This window comes from Eggerthella guodeyinii, from assembly GCF_009834925.2.
Classification (GTDB): domain Bacteria; phylum Actinomycetota; class Coriobacteriia; order Coriobacteriales; family Eggerthellaceae; genus Eggerthella; species Eggerthella guodeyinii.
Map to the genome: position 1 here is coordinate 1,290,033 of NZ_CP063310.1, position 16,234 is coordinate 1,306,266.

Below are 16,234 nucleotides of genomic sequence, written 5' to 3' on the forward strand. Positions count from 1 at the left end.
CGCAGGGCCGCCCTCCAGCATCGGGAGCTCTGGCGATGGGGACGGCGCTCAACCTCCAGTGGTGCCGGGTGACGATCTTGCAAAAACCATCGTTTGTTCGATCATCGAAAGCGCCGATGCTGGTAGAATGTCATCGACACAACGACGCGCATCCATGACTGACAAGAGGCACAAGATATGGCATTCGTCCACCTGCACAACCACACCGAATATTCCCTGCTCGACGGCCACACGCACATCTACGACATGGTGAAGCGGGCCGCCGACCTCGACATGCCCGCGGTGGCCATCTCGGACCACGGCGTGATGTCGGGCGTGCCGCAGCTGTGCGAGATGTGCGACAAGGTGGAGGAGGAGACGGGCAAGCGCGTCAAGCCCATCTACGGCTGCGAGGTGTACTTCACCACCGACGAGGAGCTGCGCAAGGACACGAAGCCCAAGCTCTACCACCTCCTCCTGCTGGCCAAGACGAACGAGGGCTACCACAACCTCGTGAGGCTCGTCAGCGAGTCGCACGTCGACAACTTCTACTACAAGCCGCGCACCACGTTCAGCATGCTGCAGAAGTACGGCAAGGGCATCATCGGCTCGTCGGCGTGCATCGCCGGCATCATCCCGAAGCTGCTCGACAACCGCCAGGTGGACGAGGCGGTGGAGTGGGCCAAGAAGTTCGCGAGCTGCTTCGAGCCGGGCGACTTCTACATCGAGCTGCAGAACCAGGGCATCCGCACCGACGCCGGGTTCACGCAGACCGAGCTCAACCACATGCTGACCGACGTGGCCAAGGCCGCCGGCCTCAAGACCATCGCCACGAACGACTTCCACTACCTCACGCGCGAGGACGCGCGCGCCCAGGACTACATGCTGTGCATCGGCACGGGCGCGGCGTTCAACGACGCCAACCGCATGCGCTTCGAGAACGACCAGTTCTACATGAAGACCGAGGAGGAGATGCGCGAGGCCCTCAAGGACTTCCCCGAGGCCTGCGACAACACCGTGGAAGTGGCCGAGAAGGTGAACGTGGTGCTCGAGCGCGACTCCATCCTGCCGCGCTTCCCGCTGCCCGAAGGCGAGACCGAGGAGAGCTACTTCCGCAGGCGCGTCCAGGAGGGCCTGGTCAAGCACTACGGCGACCCGGTGCCGCAGGAGGCGCAGGAGCGCGCCGACTACGAGATGGGCATCATCATCCAGCAGGGCTTCCCGGCGTACTTCCTCATCGTGCAGGAGTACATCGAGTGGGCGCGCAGCCAGGGTATCGGCGTCGGGCCGGGCCGTGGCTCGGCCGCAGGCGCCATCGTGGCGTACGCCATGGACATCACCGCCCTCGACCCGCTGTCGAACGGCCTGCTGTTCGAGCGCTTCCTGTCGCCCGAGCGCGTGGAGATGCCCGATATCGACGTCGACTTCGAGCAGGGCCGCCGAGAAGAAGTGATCAACCACATCAAGGACGTGTACGGCGAGGACCACGTGTCCCAGGTCATCACGTTCGGCACCCTGCAGGCCAAGAACGCCGTGCGCGACGCCGCGCGCGTGCTGGACTACCCGTACAGCACCGGCGACAAGATCACGAAGATGATCGGCGACGAGCTGGGCATCACCATCGACAAGGCGCTGGCCACGAACCCCGACCTCAAGAAGGCGTACGAGACCGAGGAGGACGTGAAGGCCGTCATCGACGCCGCGCTGTCCATCGAGGGCCACGTGCGCGGCGAGGGCGTGCACGCGTGTGCCACCATCATCTGCCGCGACCCCATGAGCGACCACGTGCCCATGAAGCGCGACACCAAGGGCGGCGGCATCATCACCCAGTACGACGGCCACTACACGCCCGAGCTGGGCCTGCTGAAAATGGACTTCCTCGGCCTGCGCACGCTCGACGTGCTCACCATCGCGTGCCGCAACATCGAGCAGCGCTTCGGCACGAAGGTGATCCCCGAGGACATCCCCATCGACGACGAGGGCGCCTTCAAGCTCATGCAGTCCGGCAACATGGACGGCCTGTTCCAGGTGGAGGGCGCGCTGTACGTCAGCCTGTTCGCACGGCTCCCCCCGACGCGCTTCTCCGACGTCGTCGCCTCGATCGCCCTCAACCGCCCGGGCCCGTTGGAGTCCGGCATGGTCGACGACTACGTGAAGGTGGCGCAGGGCAAGACGCCCGTCCACTACTACGACGACCGCCTGCGCCCGCTTTTGGAGGAGACCTACGGCACCATGGTCTACCAAGAGCAGATCATGCAGATCTCCATGGAGATGAGCGGCTTCTCGGCGGGCAAGGCCGACAAGCTGCGCAAGGCCATGGGCAAGAAGAAGCTCGACATCATGCGCCAGCTCCAGGCCGACTGGAACGACGGCGCGGTGGAGAACGGCTACTCGCTCGAGATCGCGAAGCAGATCTGGGAAGACGCTGAGAAGTTCGCGAAGTACGCGTTCAACAAATCGCACTCGGCCGCCTACGCCATCCTGGTTATGCGCACGGCGTACCTGAAGGCGCATTACCCGAACGACTTCATGGCCGCCGTGCTGTCGTCCTACATGGGCAACACCGACCGCCTGATCCGCTACATCGCCAGCTGCAACCACTCGGGCATCCCCGTGCTGCCGCCGGACATCAACTCGTCCAACGCCGAGTTCACGCCCACCGACGAGGGCGTGCGCTTCGGCCTCGTGGGCGTGCGCGGCGTCGGCGCGAACGTGGCCGAGGCCATCATCGAGGAGCGCGAGGCCAACGGCCCGTTCACGTCGCTGCACGACTTCGTGAACCGCCTCGATGCGAAGTGCTACAACCGCAAGACGCTCGAAGCGCTCATCAAGGGCGGGGCGTTCGACTCGACGGGTTACACGCGCAAGCAGCTCATGTACTTCGTCGACGAGACGCCGCTGCTCGAAAGCGCGACGAAGCGCCAGAAGGACCGCGAGCGCGGGCAGGTGTCGATGTTCGACCTGTTCGGCGACGATCCTGATTCGGGCTTCGAGGAGGAGATCCCGGAGCCGGACGGCGTGGAGTGGCCGAAGCGCCAGCTGCTGTCGTTCGAGAAGGAGATCATGAAGATCTACGTCTCGGACCACCCGCTGCGCCCGTACGAGGGCACCATCGCGCGCATGACGAAGTTCTCCATCGGAGACTTGGCCGAGCGCACGAAGGAGATCAAGTCCGCGGTGTTCGTGGGCATGATCTCGAACGTGGTGACGAAGCTGACGAAGCGCGGCACGAAGATGGCCACGTTCACCCTCGAGGACACGACGGGCCACGTGGAGTGCATCTGCTTCAAGTACGACGAGAACGCCGAGGCCATTCAGGAAGACGCCATCGTGAAGGTGAAGGGCAAGTTCGAGGCCAACGACCGCGGCAACCAGATCATGGCGTTCGAGGTGGAGGTCATCGAGCTCAACGAGGCGGACGCCCGTCCATCGCACCTCGAGCTGCGGGTTCCGATGTCCGACTTCGACCAGTCGAAGTCGCTGCGCCTCAACCGCATCTTGAAGTCGTACCCGGGACGCGACGGCGTGGTGCTGTTCGTGCAGCAGAACGACGGCCACAAGTACCGCGCCGAGCTGCCCGTGTCGGTGGACTCCCGCAGCCCCGTCATGCGCTCGGAGATCCAGGACCTCTTCGGCTCCCAGGTGTGGAGGGCTTCGTAAGGACGCGGCGTTGTCTTGAGCCGCGCCGATCGCACGCTGCATGCGTCGCGAATCGGCGCGGTACGCGCCCGATGGCCCGCAGATCGGACCCCGCGTCAAAAAGGGGAAGGTGCGTGGCCTATTCAACAATTTGGCAAGCGGATATGACCCCCGCTTCGCAGCGGGGCCGGGTTCGTTTATCATGTCGCCTATGAATACGGAAACCATCACACCCACCACCGCGCGCGAGCGCGAAGCGGCAGCCGCGAACGCTGTCGAAAAACCCGTGCGCGACCACACCCTGGCGCTGACGCTGTCGTACAACGGCGCGCCGTTCAGCGGATTCGCCCGCCAGCCGGGGCAGACCACCGTGCAGGGCGACCTCGAGGACGCGCTGCGCCTGCTGTTCAGGCGCGACATCGAAACGACGTGCGCCGGCCGCACCGATGCGGGCGTGCACGCCCTCGGCCAGGTGGTCAGCTTCGACGTGAACGACCTCGATATCGCCGGACGGTCGCTGCCCAGTCTGCGGCGCTCGCTCAACGCGCTCACGCACGACGCCGTCACCGTGCGCGAAGTGGAGCCGAAGAAGCTGGGCTTCTCGGCGCGCTTCGACGCGCAGGCGCGCGAGTACCACTACCATCTGTGCGTGGACTCCACGAGCCCCATCTTCATGAAGGACTTCTCGTGGTTCGTGCCCGGCGGCCTCGACCTGACGGCCATGGAGGCCGGCGCGCAGCATCTCCTGGGCGAGCACGACTTCAAGAGCTTCTGCATGGCGGCGTCGGCCGAAGGCAAGCCGACGCATCGCAACGTGCGCGAGATATCGTTCCATCCCGAGACGGTGATGGGCGAGAACCTCATGTCCATCAAGGTGGTGGGCAACGCGTTTCTGCACTCCATGGTTCGCACCATTGTGGGCACGCTCGTGATGGTGGGCAAGGGCCAGCGCGACGCCGACTGGGTAGGTGAAGTCCTCGAGGCCTGCGATCGCCGGGTTGCGGGAGAAAACGCCCCAGCTCAGGGGCTCGTATTCTGGCGAGTCATATACTGACGTGCTACAATGAGCGCTCGGTAACCTGAAGGCGGCATATCATGTTTGGCAAATCAACGGAAAAGCGCGTGGCGCGCGAGGCGGACAAGATCGTATCCCTCAAAGAGGATATGGACGCCATCTCGTGGACGCGCGTGCTCGAAATAGGCAAGCTCCTGCAGGAGGGCGTCGAGGAGGCCGACCGGGTCGCGTTGGCGCGCGAGCTCGTGTCCATCGCCCAGTCGAACCGCTCGCTGTACACCCGCCTGGGCATCGAACCCGCGCCGGCGCCGGCGCGGGTCATGGCGTCGGGCATCGAGGTGCTCGAGGGCGGGCTGGCCGAAGCGGCCATCGAGGAGCGGGTCGAGCAGGTGGAGAAGCGCGCCCTGCCGCCCGTGGCGGTGCCCTCGCCGGCCGAGCCGGAACCCCGTGCGGACGAACCGAGCGAGATCGACTTCCAGGCTGCCGAGGTGCAGGTGGAATGCGATCTCGTGGCGAAGAACGATCCCGACGAGGACGACTTCGCCGAGGCCGCGCACGCGGCGACGGCGGGCGAACCCGCGCCCGCACCGGTGCAGGCACCCGCGCCGGCGCCGGAGCCCGAGCCCGACAAGCCGCTGACGATCGACGAGCTGATCGCGGCTGCGACCCAGCTGGAAGAGGCGGTGGACGAGCTGGAGGCGGCCGCCGCCGAGATCGACGAGCCCGCGGCCTCGGAAGCGCCCGTGACGTCCGACGATCCCACCGAGCCCCTGCAGCCCGTCGCGGCCGCCCCCGAACCCGCGCCGCAGTCGGAGCAAACCCCCGAGCCCGAACCCGCGCTGCAGCCGGAACCGCAGGCCAAGCCTCAGCCGAAGCTCGCCAAGAAGCGCCGCTTCGCGCGCTTCCGCAATCTCTACGAGAGCCGCGACGGCGGCCTGTGCGTCTTCGAGGACGAGCACGGCCACCTCGTCGCCGTCGATTCGTCGAAGCTCGCCTAAACGAGAAGGGCCCCCGATCGGGGGCCTTCGCTACGCTGCGGGTTTTTCGGGGACGGTGCGGTCGACGAAGTAGATGCGGTACCACATGAGGAACATGTAGACGATCCAGATCTTGCGGGTGTTGTCGGCGGCGCCGCTCTTGTGGTCGTCGAGCAGCTTCACCAGCTCGTCCACGTTGAAGAACCGCTGCGCCTCGGGCCCGGTGAACCACTCCTTGATCTGGGCGTAGTAGCGATCCTGACGCAGCCAGCCCACCACGGGCACGGGGAAGCCCAGCTTCTCCTTCTGCGCCCAGTCCTTCGGGATGGCGCGCTCGGCGGCCTCGCGCAGGGCGATCTTCGTCCGCTCGTCGTCGGCTTTGAGCGGGGTGGGTATGGTGCGCGAGACGTTGAACACCTCTTTGTCGAGGAACGGCACGCGGCTTTCCAGCGAATGGGCCATCGACATCTTGTCGGTCTTCAGCAGGATGTCGCCCACGAGCCAGAAGAACAGGTCGGCGTACTGCATGCGCGTCGTCTCGTCGAGGCCGGCCACCTCGGCGTACACGGGCGCGGTCAGCTCCTGCGGGGTGCACGCCTCCACGGGGCGGCGCAGCAGCCGTGCGCGCTCGTCGGGCGAGAACGCCACGCCGTTCGCGTTCGTGTAGTACCAGTCCTCCACCGTCTCCGAGGCGCGTTCCAGGTAGTTCGCGCCGCGCACGCCCAGGCCGCGCGCCATCTTCGACGCGCCGCGCAGCAGGCCCTTCGGCGCCCAGGACAGCTTCGCGTTGGCGAAGGGCGTCTGATAGATGCGGTAGCCGCCGAAGAACTCGTCGGCGCCCTCGCCGGACAGCACGGCCTTCACCTTCTTGGCGGCCTCCTGGTCGACGAAGTACAGTGCCACGGCGCTCGGGTCGGCGGACGGCTCGTCCATGTGCCACTGCACGCGGGGCAGGCTCGCCCAGTACTCCTCCTCGCCGATGTGCTTGGAGTTGTTCTCGATGCGCAGCTCGTCGGCCAGCTCGCGCGCCCAGGTGATCTCGTCGCGCTCGCCCTCGTACTCGGCGAAGCCCACGGTGAACGTCTTGATGTCGGGGTTCTCCTTCGCCAGGCACGCGGCCATGTAGCTGGAGTCGATGCCCGAGGACAAGAACGAGCCCACCTCCACGTCGGCCACGTTGTGGTAGCGCACGCTCTCGCGCATGGCGGCGTCGATGGCCTCCACGGTGTCCTCGCGGCTGCGGCTCTCGTCGAAGTCGTAGGTGGGGCGCCAGTAGCGCTCGGTCTCGATGCTGCCGTCGGCGCGCACGGTCATGCAGTGCGCGGGCTCCAGCTTGTAGATGCCCTTGAAGAACGTCTCGGGCAGCGCCGAGAACTGGAAGCACAGGTACTGCTCGAGGGCCTCCTCGTTGAGCTCGCGCTCGTAGGCGGGATGCTCGAGGATGCACTTGATCTCGGAGGCGAAGATGAACTGCGGGCCGGCCTCGCCGTTCTGCACGGTGTAGTAGAACGGCTTGATGCCGAAGAAGTCGCGCGCGCAGAACAGCTCGCGGTTCTGCTTGTCCCAAATGGCGAACGCGAACATGCCGCGCACCTTGTCGAGCAGCAGCTTGCCCCACGCCAGGTACGACACGAGCAGCGTTTCGGTATCGGACTCGGTCTTGAACGTCCAGCCTTCGGCGGCCAGCTCGGCGCGCAGGTCGCGGTAGTTGTAGATCTCGCCGTTGAACACGATGGCGTAGTCGCCGACGGTGAACGATCCGGGTGCGGACCCCTCGACGGCGGGGGAGGTGACGACGGAGTCATGCGCGCCCGTGGCGCGCACCATGGGCTGGTTGCCGTTCGCGAGGTCGATGAGCGACAGGCGGCGATGCCCCAGCGCCACGCCGTCGGCGAGGTACTGGCCTTCGCCGTCGGGGCCGCGGTGCGCCATGATGTCGCACATCGCCTTCAAAGCGGGCAGATCGGCTTCGGTCGCCCCGGTGAATCCGCAGATACCGCACATGGATGGTTCTCCTTCTCGTTTGGTCTGCGCACCATGATAGCCTAATCGGCGCATAAGCCCCAAGCGCCGCGCCCGCCCCCTCGCCAAAACCGCAGATTTGGAGGGTGCGGGCGCAGGGTGCGGGCGCGGAAGGAGCAGCAGAGGGGCGCGCCCCTACTGTTCGGCCGTTGCGGCGTCGTAGACGCGTTCGCCGCGGAGGTAGGTTTGGAGCACCTTCGTGTTCTTGATGTCGAGCGGCTTCGCGTCGAGGACGTTCTGGTCCACCACGATGAAGTCGGCCGCCTTGCCCTCCTCGAGGCTGCCCGTCTCGCCGTCGAGCGACAGCGCCCAGGCGGCGTCGGCGGTGAAGCTGCGGATCATCTGCTTGATGTCCACGCGCTCCTCGGGCCACAGCAGGTAGGCGGGGTCGTCCATGTCGGTGATGTCGGGCACGCCGTAGGGCTCGCCGTCCACGAGGTTGCGCGTCACGCCGAACTGCATCGCGTAGAAGGGGTTGGGGTTCGAGGTCACCGGGAAGTCGGAAGCGGAGACGAGCGTCGCGCCCGCGTCCGCGAACGACTTCATCGGGTACATCTTCTCGGCGCGTTCGCCGAGCGCCGGGCTTTCCTTCGACTCCCAGTACTGCGGCTCCTTGAAGTGCCAGTAGGGGTCGACCACGGCCGTCACCTCCAGCTCGGCGAAGCGCGGGACGTCGTCCTCCTTCACCAGCTGCAGGTGGGTGATGGCGTTGCGCTCGTCGTCGTTCGGCACGTTCTGCTCGGCGTACTCGATGGCGTCGAGCCCCATCGTCACGGCCTCGTCGCCGATGGCGTGGATGTGCGCGAGCAGCCCCGCGCGGTTGATGGCCGCGACGGCCTGGTTGAGCGGCTCCTGCTCCCAGCCGGTCTCGCCGTAGCTGGACGGGTCGTCGGCGTAGGGCTCGGACAGCAGGGCCGACTCGTTGTCCATCACGCCGTCGGCGAATATCTTGCCGGCGATCACCCTGAGCGCGTCGCTGTCGTACTTCTTCTTCAGCTCCTCGAGCTTGGCCAGGTCCTCGTCGGTCTGCCAGCTGGTGACGATGCCCGCGCCGCGCACGCGCATGGTGAGCTCGTCGCGGTCGGCGAGCGCCTGGTAGCCCTCGTAGGGCACGGGGAAGAAGCCGTTGCCGGGCGGCGAGAAGATGGACGTGTAGCCCAACGCGTTGAGGCCTTGCAGGAACGCGGCCAGCCCGTCGGCCACGTTCTCCTGGTTCATGGGGTACGTCGAGGTCAGCGACATGGCGGAGTCGGCCAGCGTGCCCCACAGGCTGCCGTCGTCGTTCAGGTAGATCGCGCCGCCGGGGGTGGAGGGCGTGTCGGGCGTGATGCCGAGGTACTCGAACGCCTTCGAGTTCAACCACGCGCCGTGGCCGTCGAACGAGTACACGAGCAGCGGCTTGTCGGGGCTGATCTCGTCGAGGCGCTCCTTCTTGGGCCCCCGTTCCAGCTCTTCGCCGGGATACTGGCTGGCCATGTAGCCGTAGCCGAGGTACGTGTCCTTCTCGGGGTGCGCGTCGACGTACTCCTTGATGGCGGCCAGCTCCTCGTCGGCGGTCGAGAGGCCGATGAGGCTGAAGTCGAAGAAGTCGGGCGACCCCGAATGGATGTGGCCCTCGATGAGGCCCGGCAGCACGAAGCTGCCCTGGAGATCCACCACGTTCTGCGCGGCGTCCTTGTAGCGCTGCCCGTCGGACGACGAGCCGACGAACACGATCTTGCCATCGCGGACGGCCAGGGCCTCGGCCATGCGGTCCTGGCCGTCGACGGTGTAGATGGCGGCGTTCTCGTAGTAGGCGTTCACGGGTTCGTCCGCGTTCGACGCGGCGTTCGGCGCAGCCGCGTCCGTACCGGCGGTCGAGCAGCCGAACAGGCCGAGCCCGGCCGTGGCGGCGAGCACGGCGCTTCCCGCCAAGAACGTGCGGCGGGATAGGTAAGCGGGATGGTTCATGGCGGATCCTCTCTTGTTGACGGCACAACGGATCCTATGATGCGATGCCGCGCTCCCGTGCGCCGCGCGCGGGTTCCGACTGCTAACGAACGGTGCTCGGTGCGCATCCCGCCCGTAACGTGGCGAGCGCCGTGCGTTGATGCGGCGGCTCGTGCCGCGACGGCTGCCGTCGCGCTTGCGTCAGGCGGCCGGGTCGGGGGACTCGCCGCTCTGCGCGAAGGCGCGCAGGTCCGAGAAGTCGACATGGCAGGAGCCGATCGGGTTCTTGTCGAGGTGGTCCTGGTGGTAGTCCTCCGCCTCGTAGAAGGAGGTCAGCGGTTCGAGCTCCACGGCGAGAGGCTGGCCGGCCCGCTCCTCCTCGCGGCCCATCGCCTCGTCGAGCGTCGGGAGGTCGTCGTCATCGACGTAGTAGATGCCGGTGCGGTACTGGCTCCCGGAATCGTTGCCTTGGCGGTTCGCGCTGAGCGGGTCGACGAGGCCGAAGTAGTGCTCGACGAGCGTTTGCAGGCTCACGGCGTTAGAATCGTAGCGCACGCGCACCGTCTCGGCGAACCCGGTGGTTCCGCTGCTCACCGTTTCGTAGGAGGGCTGTTCGGTCGTGCCGTTGGCGTAGCCTGCCGTGGTGTCGGCTACGCCGGGAACGAGCGAGAAGTACGCGTCGACGCCCCAGAAGCACCCGCCGGCGAAGTACGCCTCACGCAGGTTGTCGGGATCGACGACGGCCTCCTTGAGCGGCAGGGCCTTGGCCTCGGCGTACGAGAGATCGTCGCCGAGGTTGGCGAAGGGGGAGCCTGCGGTTCCGGTGCCCGCCGAGCCGGGGATCTGGGATGCGATGGTGAAAAAGCGACAATTCCTTCAACCGTCCGGCTGCTCCCGGGGGCCGCTTCCTGCGGCCTGGGAATCCGAGGCCCCGCATCCCGTCGTCCGTGATTCGACGCGTGGGATTCGAGATCGCGAATGTTTCACGTGAAACATTTGTACTCACGAACGGATGTTTCACGTGAAACATCCGGGTCGGCGTTGCCGGGGTCGTCTCGAGGCGCCGCCGCAGGCTGCGGCCAGGGCGCGGCAGCGAACGTGGCGAACGGCGGCCTCACGGCGCGCAGGTAGTCGGCGGTCAACCGCTTCGATGCGCTATAATAAGTAATCCATAGCTAACAATTGAGGTGGAAAAGGGGTCGGTGCGCCGATGGTGAACAGGGATGGCGACGGCGGTCTCGGGTGCGCCGAGCGCTCGGTCAACGATGCGCGGGCGACCGCTTCTTCCGGCTGCGTGGACGGCTACGCGTTCACCGTGCCCGAGGAGCTGGGGGAGGGGACGATGCGAACCGTGGCCGCGCGCGACGGCATCTGCGTCTCCGAGCACCGCTACGTGTTCGACCGCTCGCTGCACGGGTCGGGCCCTGCGGATCCGACGAGCGTCGATCTGTACTTCTGCAGGGGGCAGGGCGTTGGCTGGGAACGCTTCGGCGAGGGCGAGGCGCGCTCGTTCGAGCTGGCCGGCGGCGAGGCGCTGGCCACTGCGGCCGCGAAGGGCGTGGAGCGCGTGTGCTATCGCAGGAAGGTGCCCTACGATTTCGTCGCGGTCAAGCTGTCCCGCGCGGCGCTCGACCGCCTGGCGCTCTCGGCGCTCGACGACGCCGATCGTGCCCGGGTGGAGCGCGCCCTGCGCGCGGGGACCGCGGCGCCGTTGACGCCGGCTTCGCTTCTGGCGCTGCACGAGATGACGAACTGCCCGTATTCGGGCCCGCTTGCGCGTATGCACGCCGAAGGCAAGCTGCTGGAGCTGCTGGCCGCGCTGCTTGCCGAGTCGGTGCTCGACCGCCCGACGCCTTCCGCGCGTCTCTCGCGCACCGATCGCGCCGCCGTGGAGCAGGCGCGGCGCATTCTCGACGCGCGTCTGGCGGATCCGCCCACCTACCCCGAGCTTGCGCGGGAGGTGCTGGTCAGCGAAACGAAGCTGTCGCGCGGCTTCAAGGAGGCGTTCGGCATGTCCCTGCACGCCTACGTGGTGGAGCGCCGCCTGGAGACGGCGCGCTTGCTGTTGGCCGGAGGGGAGTCGACGGTGTCCGAGGCCGCCTGTGCGGTGGGCTACGGCAACCTGGGCCACTTCTCGGCGGCGTTCCGCAAGCGCTACGGCGTGCTTCCGAGCGCCCTCGCGCGGTCGGCGGGGCGCCGCTGAGGCGCGGGCGCGCGGCGAGTCGTCGGGGCGGCAAGGGACGCGGCCGCGGCCGCGCGGGGCCGCATCGGCCGCGTCGTGCGCCCGATGCGGCCGATCGACCGGATTCGAGCGAAATCCCACCGGATTATGGCAGCAGTAACCTTCGACTAACTTTTTAATGGGAACCTACGAGGTTTCGCATCGAATCGAGGAGGTTTCCATGGGCTCAACCCCATCGTCCGCTGCCGCGGACGGCAAGCTCACCGTGAAGGATCTGGTGCTCGTCGGCGTGCTGGGAGCGGTGGCGTTCGCCATCTGCCTGGTCATCAGCATGCTGTGCGGCATGTCGCCGGTCACGAACGCGTTCTATCCCATCATCGTGGCCATCCCCAACGGCATCGTGTACATGCTCATGCTGGCGAAAGTGCCCAAGCGCGGCGTGTTCACCGTGTCGGCCGTCGTGTACGGCTTGCTGCTGCTCCTGGTGGGCTGCTTCTGGTTCATAGTGCTGTGCATGGTGATCGCCGCTGCGGTGGCCGACTTCGCCATCCTGGGAAGCCGTCCGCGCGACGCTCGGCGCATGGTGGCGGGCTACGCGCTCACGGTGGCCGGTCAGGCGTTCGGATACAGCGGTTCCATCGTGCTTTTGCGCGGCATGTTCAACGAGGTCATGATCAAGAACGGCATTCCCGACGCTTACCGCGACACGCTGAACGCCGTCATCTCCGACCCCATGCTGCTGGTGACGGTGGCGCTCGCCTTCGGCGTGGCGCTGCTCGGCGGCCTGCTGGGACGCAGGGTCCTCAAGAAGCACTTCGTCCGCGCCGGCTTGGTGGGCGCGTAGCCGTGTCGGACGCGGCGGAGGCGCTCTGCGCGGCGCCGGGAGGCGTTGGGGAGGCTGCCCCGCGCAGCGCGGCGGCTCCCGCGGGCAATGCCGTCCCGCGCGTCGACGAGGTCAGGGCGCGCCTCGACCGGCCGCCTCGGGGGACGGCCTCGCTGGATCCGCGCGTCAAGCTGGCGCTGGTGGTGGGAACGAGCACGCTGTGCCTCGTCTCCGGCGGCGAGGTGACCGTGCTCGCGCTGCTGGCGGCCGCGGCCGTGCTGGCGTCGACGGGCGGCGGCGCGCGCATGGCGGTCCGGTTCGTCGCGGGTTACCTCGCGCTGAACGCGGTCATCGCCCTCACCGGGCTGCTCCACGTGCCGGGGCTGTCGGCCATCGTGGTGGTGCTGGGCTTCACGCTGCTCAAGTTCGTGCCCGTGTTCCTGCTGGCGTGCTGGTTCGTCGGCTCCACGCGCACCGGCGAGCTGATCGCGGCGCTCGAGCGCATGCGCGCCCCGCGCGCCGTCACCATCCCGCTTGCGGTGACCATGCGCTACCTGCCCACGCTGGGCCTGGAGTTCGGCTGCATCCGCGACACGATGCGCATGCGCGGCATCGACTGCTCCGTGGCGGGCATCGTGCGCCGTCCCGTCGCGCTGCTGGAGTACGTCATGGTGCCGCTGCTCATGCGCTGCGTGAAGGTGGCCGACGAGCTGGCCGCGGCGGCCGTGTCGCGCGGGATCGAGCACGAAGGGGTTAGAAGCTGCGTGCGCGACGTGCGCCTGCGGGCGCGCGACGGGGTGGCCATCGCTCTGTTCTCCCTGTTCGCGGTGGCCATCGTGGCAATCGACCAGAGCGCTTTGGGCAATGTGGCGGTGTGGGAGGTCCGCATATGATCGACATCCGCAACGTGGAGTTCCGCTACGCATCGGCGGTCGAGCCCAGCCTGCGCGGGTTCGACCTGGCGGTCGCTCCGGGCGAGTTCGTGGTGCTGTGCGGCCGGTCGGGCTGCGGCAAGACCACGGCAACGCGCCTTGTGAACGGGCTGGCGCCCCGGTTCTTCGAAGGGGAGCTGGCGGGCGAGGTGCGCCTCGACGGGCGCGATACGGCCGCGTTGAGCGCTGACGAGATCGTCGCGCGCGTGGGCAGCGTGTTCCAGGATCCCCGCAGCCAGTTCTTCACGACTGACGCCACGTCGGAAGTGGCGTTCACCTGCGAGAACCTGGGCATGCCTCGCGAGGAGCTGCTGGATCGCGTGGCGCGCACTGCCTGCGAGCTGGACGTGGCCGGCTTGCTGGACCGCAGCATCTTCGGGCTGTCCAGCGGCGAGAAGCAGCGGGTGGCCCTGGCTTCCGCCCGCGCCTTCCGCCCGCGCCTCTACGTGCTGGACGAGCCCTCGGCCAACCTCGATCCCGAAGCGGCTGCCCAGTTGGCGCGCTTGCTGGGCCGGTTGAAGGAGCAGGGGGCCACCGTGTTGGTTTCGGAGCATCGGCTGAGCTACCTGCGCGATCTGGCGGATCGCGTCGTGGTGATGGAGCAGGGCAGGGCCTCCCTCGAGCTGTCGGGCGACGAGCTGCGCTCCTTGGGCGACGAGGATGCCGCGCGCCTGGGCCTGCGCAGCGTGTATCCCGAGCGGGCGGCGGCCGTGGGCGGGCGCAAGGGGCGCGCGGAAGACGGGTCGGCGGGTGACGGCGGCGACGCGCCGCTGATCGAGGCTGCAGGCGTGGCGTTCTCGTACCGTCGCGGTGCGCCCGTGCTGCGCGGCGTGGACTTCGCGGCGCGCGCGGGCGAGGTGGTGGCCATCGTCGGGCGCAACGGGGCGGGCAAGAGCACGCTCGCCAGCGTGCTGTGCGGCCTGCGCAAGCCCGGCGCGGGCACGGTGCGCGTGGGCGGCGCGGCGCGGAGCGCCCGCAAGCTGCGCGCGCTCTCGAGCTTCGTCATGCAGGACGCCGACTACCAGCTGTTCGCCGAAAGCGTGGTCGACGAGCTGCGCCTCGGCGCCGAGGACGTGGCCGATGCGGACGCCCGCGCCGCGGAGGCCCTGGAGCGCCTGGGCCTTGCGGGGCTCGGCCAGCGCCATCCCGCCTCGCTTTCGGGCGGGCAGAAGCAGCGCGTCACCATCGGCGCGGCGCTCGTGCGCGGCTCGCAGCTCGTGTTCTTCGACGAGCCCACGAGCGGCCTGGACGGCCAGAGCATGCGCCGGGTGGCCGCGACCGTGCGCGATCTGGCGTCCGGGGGCCGCGCCGTGTTCGTGGTCACGCACGACTTCGAGCTCGCGTGCGCCTGCTGCACCCGCGTGCTCCACGTGGAGGACGGCCGCATCGGGTGCGACCTGCCCGTAAGCGACGAGAACCTCCCTCGGATGAGAAGCCTGTTCGGGATGGAGGCTCGCGCGGGGCAGGGCGCGGGCGCCGTGCCGGGCGGATGCCGTGCCGGCTGACGGGGCGGGTGGAGCTTGGAGCGGGGATTCCGGCGCGTTGCGGCAAAACGTGCGCGATATGCGTACCCTCAGCGCTCGTGCAGAAACGTGCGCACCTCGGCGGGGGCGTAGCCGTAGGCATCGCGGAAGGCGCGATAGAAGTTCGCCTTGCCCTGATAGCCCACGTGCTGGGCGACGGCTTCCACGGGCAGGTCGGTCTCGGCCAGCAGGTCGAGGGCGCGGCCCATGCGCACGCCGCGCAGGTACTCCGACACCGTCTTGCCCTCCAGGCGCGCGAAGCCCGCTTGCAGCCGGTTCTTGTTCGTGCCCACGCGTCGCGCGAGCGCCTCCACGGTGGGCGGATGGGCGTACTCGGCCTTGAGGGCGGCCTTCGCGCGCATCACCGAGTCGCGCAGCGCCTCGTCCGGCTGCTCGCGTTCGTCGGAGACGCGGCTCTCCACGTAATCGATGATCAGCCCCGCCACGACAAGGCCCTGGCCCCGCATGAACGCTTGCCACGCCATGCCTTCGAGCTGCGAGGCCTGTATCTGGCGGCAGGCGAGGCCCAGGCCGGGAATGCTATGCTCGCCGACGTTGAGCACGCGGCTGCACATGGCCCAGAAATCATCCGGCAACGCCACGCGGTTCTCGTCGAAGAACCGCTCCATGAAGTAGAGCGCCGTGAAGTGCAGGCGCGTCCCTGCGGCGATGCGCATGAAGAAGGGGGTGGGCGAGGCTTCCACGTAGCAGTGCAGCCCTTCGTCCAGCACGCGCGCGTCGTCGCGTCGCCGGTACGTCTCAACCGACCCCCGATCGTTGAACGTGATCCCCAGGTACCGTTCCTCGAATCGGGTCCGGCTCACGAAATCGCGCGGCACCGTGTAATCGGCGACGGCGAGCGAGAACGTGCGCGGATCGCCGAGGAACTCGGTGGTGCCGCGCAGGTCGTCGCCTCGGTCGAAGCTGAACCGCTGCCCTCGGGGCGTTCGCTCGCCCACGGCGCCCATGGAGGCGTAGTTCTCGAACAGGTCGTTCACGGATGTCACGACGTACACGGCTTCGACTCCTCCTCCTTCATGGTTACGCGCGGCGGCCGGGAGGCGTGCGACGCGCTGTCGTTCGCGGGCGGTCATGCTTCGGCATCCGTTTCGTTTTGGCACGGAGCCGTTTCGTTTTGATGCGCGCTTCCGACCTTCGCGGCTTCGCGATCCTTCGTTTCATCGGGTGCGATGGGGAAATCCGATGGCGCGGT

At 67.8% G+C, this 16,234-nt stretch carries 11 protein-coding genes; 7 read left to right on the forward strand and 4 right to left on the reverse strand.

Translation table 11 applies throughout. The features are described from left to right. Positions 1 to 177: 177 nt before the first annotated feature. The 3 genes from dnaE (at position 178) to GS424_RS05205 (ending at position 5,631) form a co-directional block, all read left to right on the forward strand. A complete protein-coding gene (dnaE, locus tag GS424_RS05195; RefSeq protein WP_160943127.1) occupies positions 178 to 3,639 on the forward strand; it encodes a DNA polymerase III subunit alpha in 3,462 nt (1,153 codons plus the stop codon). A 190-nt stretch (positions 3,640 to 3,829) separates the two neighbouring features. Further along, positions 3,830 to 4,672, forward strand: coding sequence for a tRNA pseudouridine(38-40) synthase TruA (gene truA / locus GS424_RS05200; protein ID WP_160943126.1), 843 nt, complete (start codon positions 3,830 to 3,832; stop codon positions 4,670 to 4,672). Between the two features lie 41 nt (positions 4,673 to 4,713). After that, on the forward strand, positions 4,714 to 5,631 hold the full coding sequence (locus GS424_RS05205; RefSeq protein ID WP_160943125.1) for a hypothetical protein: 918 nt from the start codon (positions 4,714 to 4,716) through the stop codon (positions 5,629 to 5,631). A gap of 30 nt (positions 5,632 to 5,661) precedes the next feature. Here the strand turns inward: GS424_RS05205 and asnB are convergent, their stop codons facing one another. From asnB to msrA, 3 genes are all read right to left on the reverse strand, one after another. Then, positions 5,662 to 7,614: an asparagine synthase (glutamine-hydrolyzing) gene (gene asnB, locus GS424_RS05210; RefSeq protein WP_160943124.1), complete on the reverse strand. Its 1,953-nt coding sequence runs from the start codon at positions 7,612 to 7,614 to the stop codon at positions 5,662 to 5,664. A 153-nt stretch (positions 7,615 to 7,767) separates the two neighbouring features. Then, entirely contained in the window at positions 7,768 to 9,582 is a 1,815-nt protein-coding gene (locus GS424_RS05215) for an amidohydrolase family protein (RefSeq protein WP_160943123.1), read from the reverse strand. A 180-nt stretch (positions 9,583 to 9,762) separates the two neighbouring features. Continuing rightward, positions 9,763 to 10,416 carry a peptide-methionine (S)-S-oxide reductase MsrA gene (gene msrA, locus GS424_RS05220; protein WP_160943158.1) on the reverse strand — a complete coding sequence of 218 codons (654 nt, stop codon included), beginning with the start codon at positions 10,414 to 10,416 and terminating at the stop codon, positions 9,763 to 9,765. 355 nt (positions 10,417 to 10,771) lie between these two features. Here msrA and GS424_RS05225 point away from each other — a divergent pair, with 355 nt between their 5' ends. The 4 genes from GS424_RS05225 to GS424_RS05240 all read left to right on the forward strand — a co-directional run bounded on the left by GS424_RS05225 (position 10,772) and on the right by GS424_RS05240 (position 15,003). Further along, positions 10,772 to 11,764 carry a helix-turn-helix transcriptional regulator gene (locus GS424_RS05225; protein WP_160943122.1) on the forward strand — a complete coding sequence of 331 codons (993 nt, stop codon included), beginning with the start codon at positions 10,772 to 10,774 and terminating at the stop codon, positions 11,762 to 11,764. A gap of 199 nt (positions 11,765 to 11,963) precedes the next feature. Beyond that, positions 11,964 to 12,587: an MptD family putative ECF transporter S component gene (locus GS424_RS05230; protein ID WP_160943121.1), complete on the forward strand. Its 624-nt coding sequence runs from the start codon at positions 11,964 to 11,966 to the stop codon at positions 12,585 to 12,587. 2 nt (positions 12,588 to 12,589) lie between these two features. Next, the gene (locus tag GS424_RS05235) at positions 12,590 to 13,459 is read left to right on the forward strand and encodes an energy-coupling factor transporter transmembrane component T (RefSeq protein WP_160943120.1); all 870 of its coding nucleotides are present in this window, start codon (positions 12,590 to 12,592) and stop codon (positions 13,457 to 13,459) included. After that, positions 13,456 to 15,003, forward strand: a complete 1,548-nt coding sequence (locus GS424_RS05240; protein WP_160943119.1) for an ABC transporter ATP-binding protein — start codon at positions 13,456 to 13,458, stop codon at positions 15,001 to 15,003. The genes GS424_RS05235 and GS424_RS05240 overlap by 4 nt, the downstream gene beginning before the upstream one ends. Positions 15,004 to 15,071: 68 nt before the next feature. Here GS424_RS05240 and GS424_RS05245 read toward each other — a convergent pair whose 3' ends face one another. Further along, entirely contained in the window at positions 15,072 to 16,037 is a 966-nt protein-coding gene (locus GS424_RS05245; RefSeq protein WP_160943118.1) for a helix-turn-helix transcriptional regulator, read from the reverse strand. Positions 16,038 to 16,234 lie beyond the last annotated feature (197 nt).

Coding starts and splice junctions, on each gene's coding strand:
- truA (WP_160943126.1), top strand. CDS start 3,830: ATGAATACGGAAACCATCACACCCACCACCGCGCGCGAGCGCGAAGCG.
- GS424_RS05230 (WP_160943121.1), top strand. CDS start 11,964: ATGGGCTCAACCCCATCGTCCGCTGCCGCGGACGGCAAGCTCACCGTG.
- asnB (WP_160943124.1), bottom strand. CDS start 7,614: ATGTGCGGTATCTGCGGATTCACCGGGGCGACCGAAGCCGATCTGCCC.
- GS424_RS05205 (WP_160943125.1), top strand. CDS start 4,714: ATGTTTGGCAAATCAACGGAAAAGCGCGTGGCGCGCGAGGCGGACAAG.
- dnaE (WP_160943127.1), top strand. CDS start 178: ATGGCATTCGTCCACCTGCACAACCACACCGAATATTCCCTGCTCGAC.
- GS424_RS05215 (WP_160943123.1), bottom strand. CDS start 9,582: ATGAACCATCCCGCTTACCTATCCCGCCGCACGTTCTTGGCGGGAAGC.
- GS424_RS05240 (WP_160943119.1), top strand. CDS start 13,456: ATGATCGACATCCGCAACGTGGAGTTCCGCTACGCATCGGCGGTCGAG.
- GS424_RS05225 (WP_160943122.1), top strand. CDS start 10,772: ATGGTGAACAGGGATGGCGACGGCGGTCTCGGGTGCGCCGAGCGCTCG.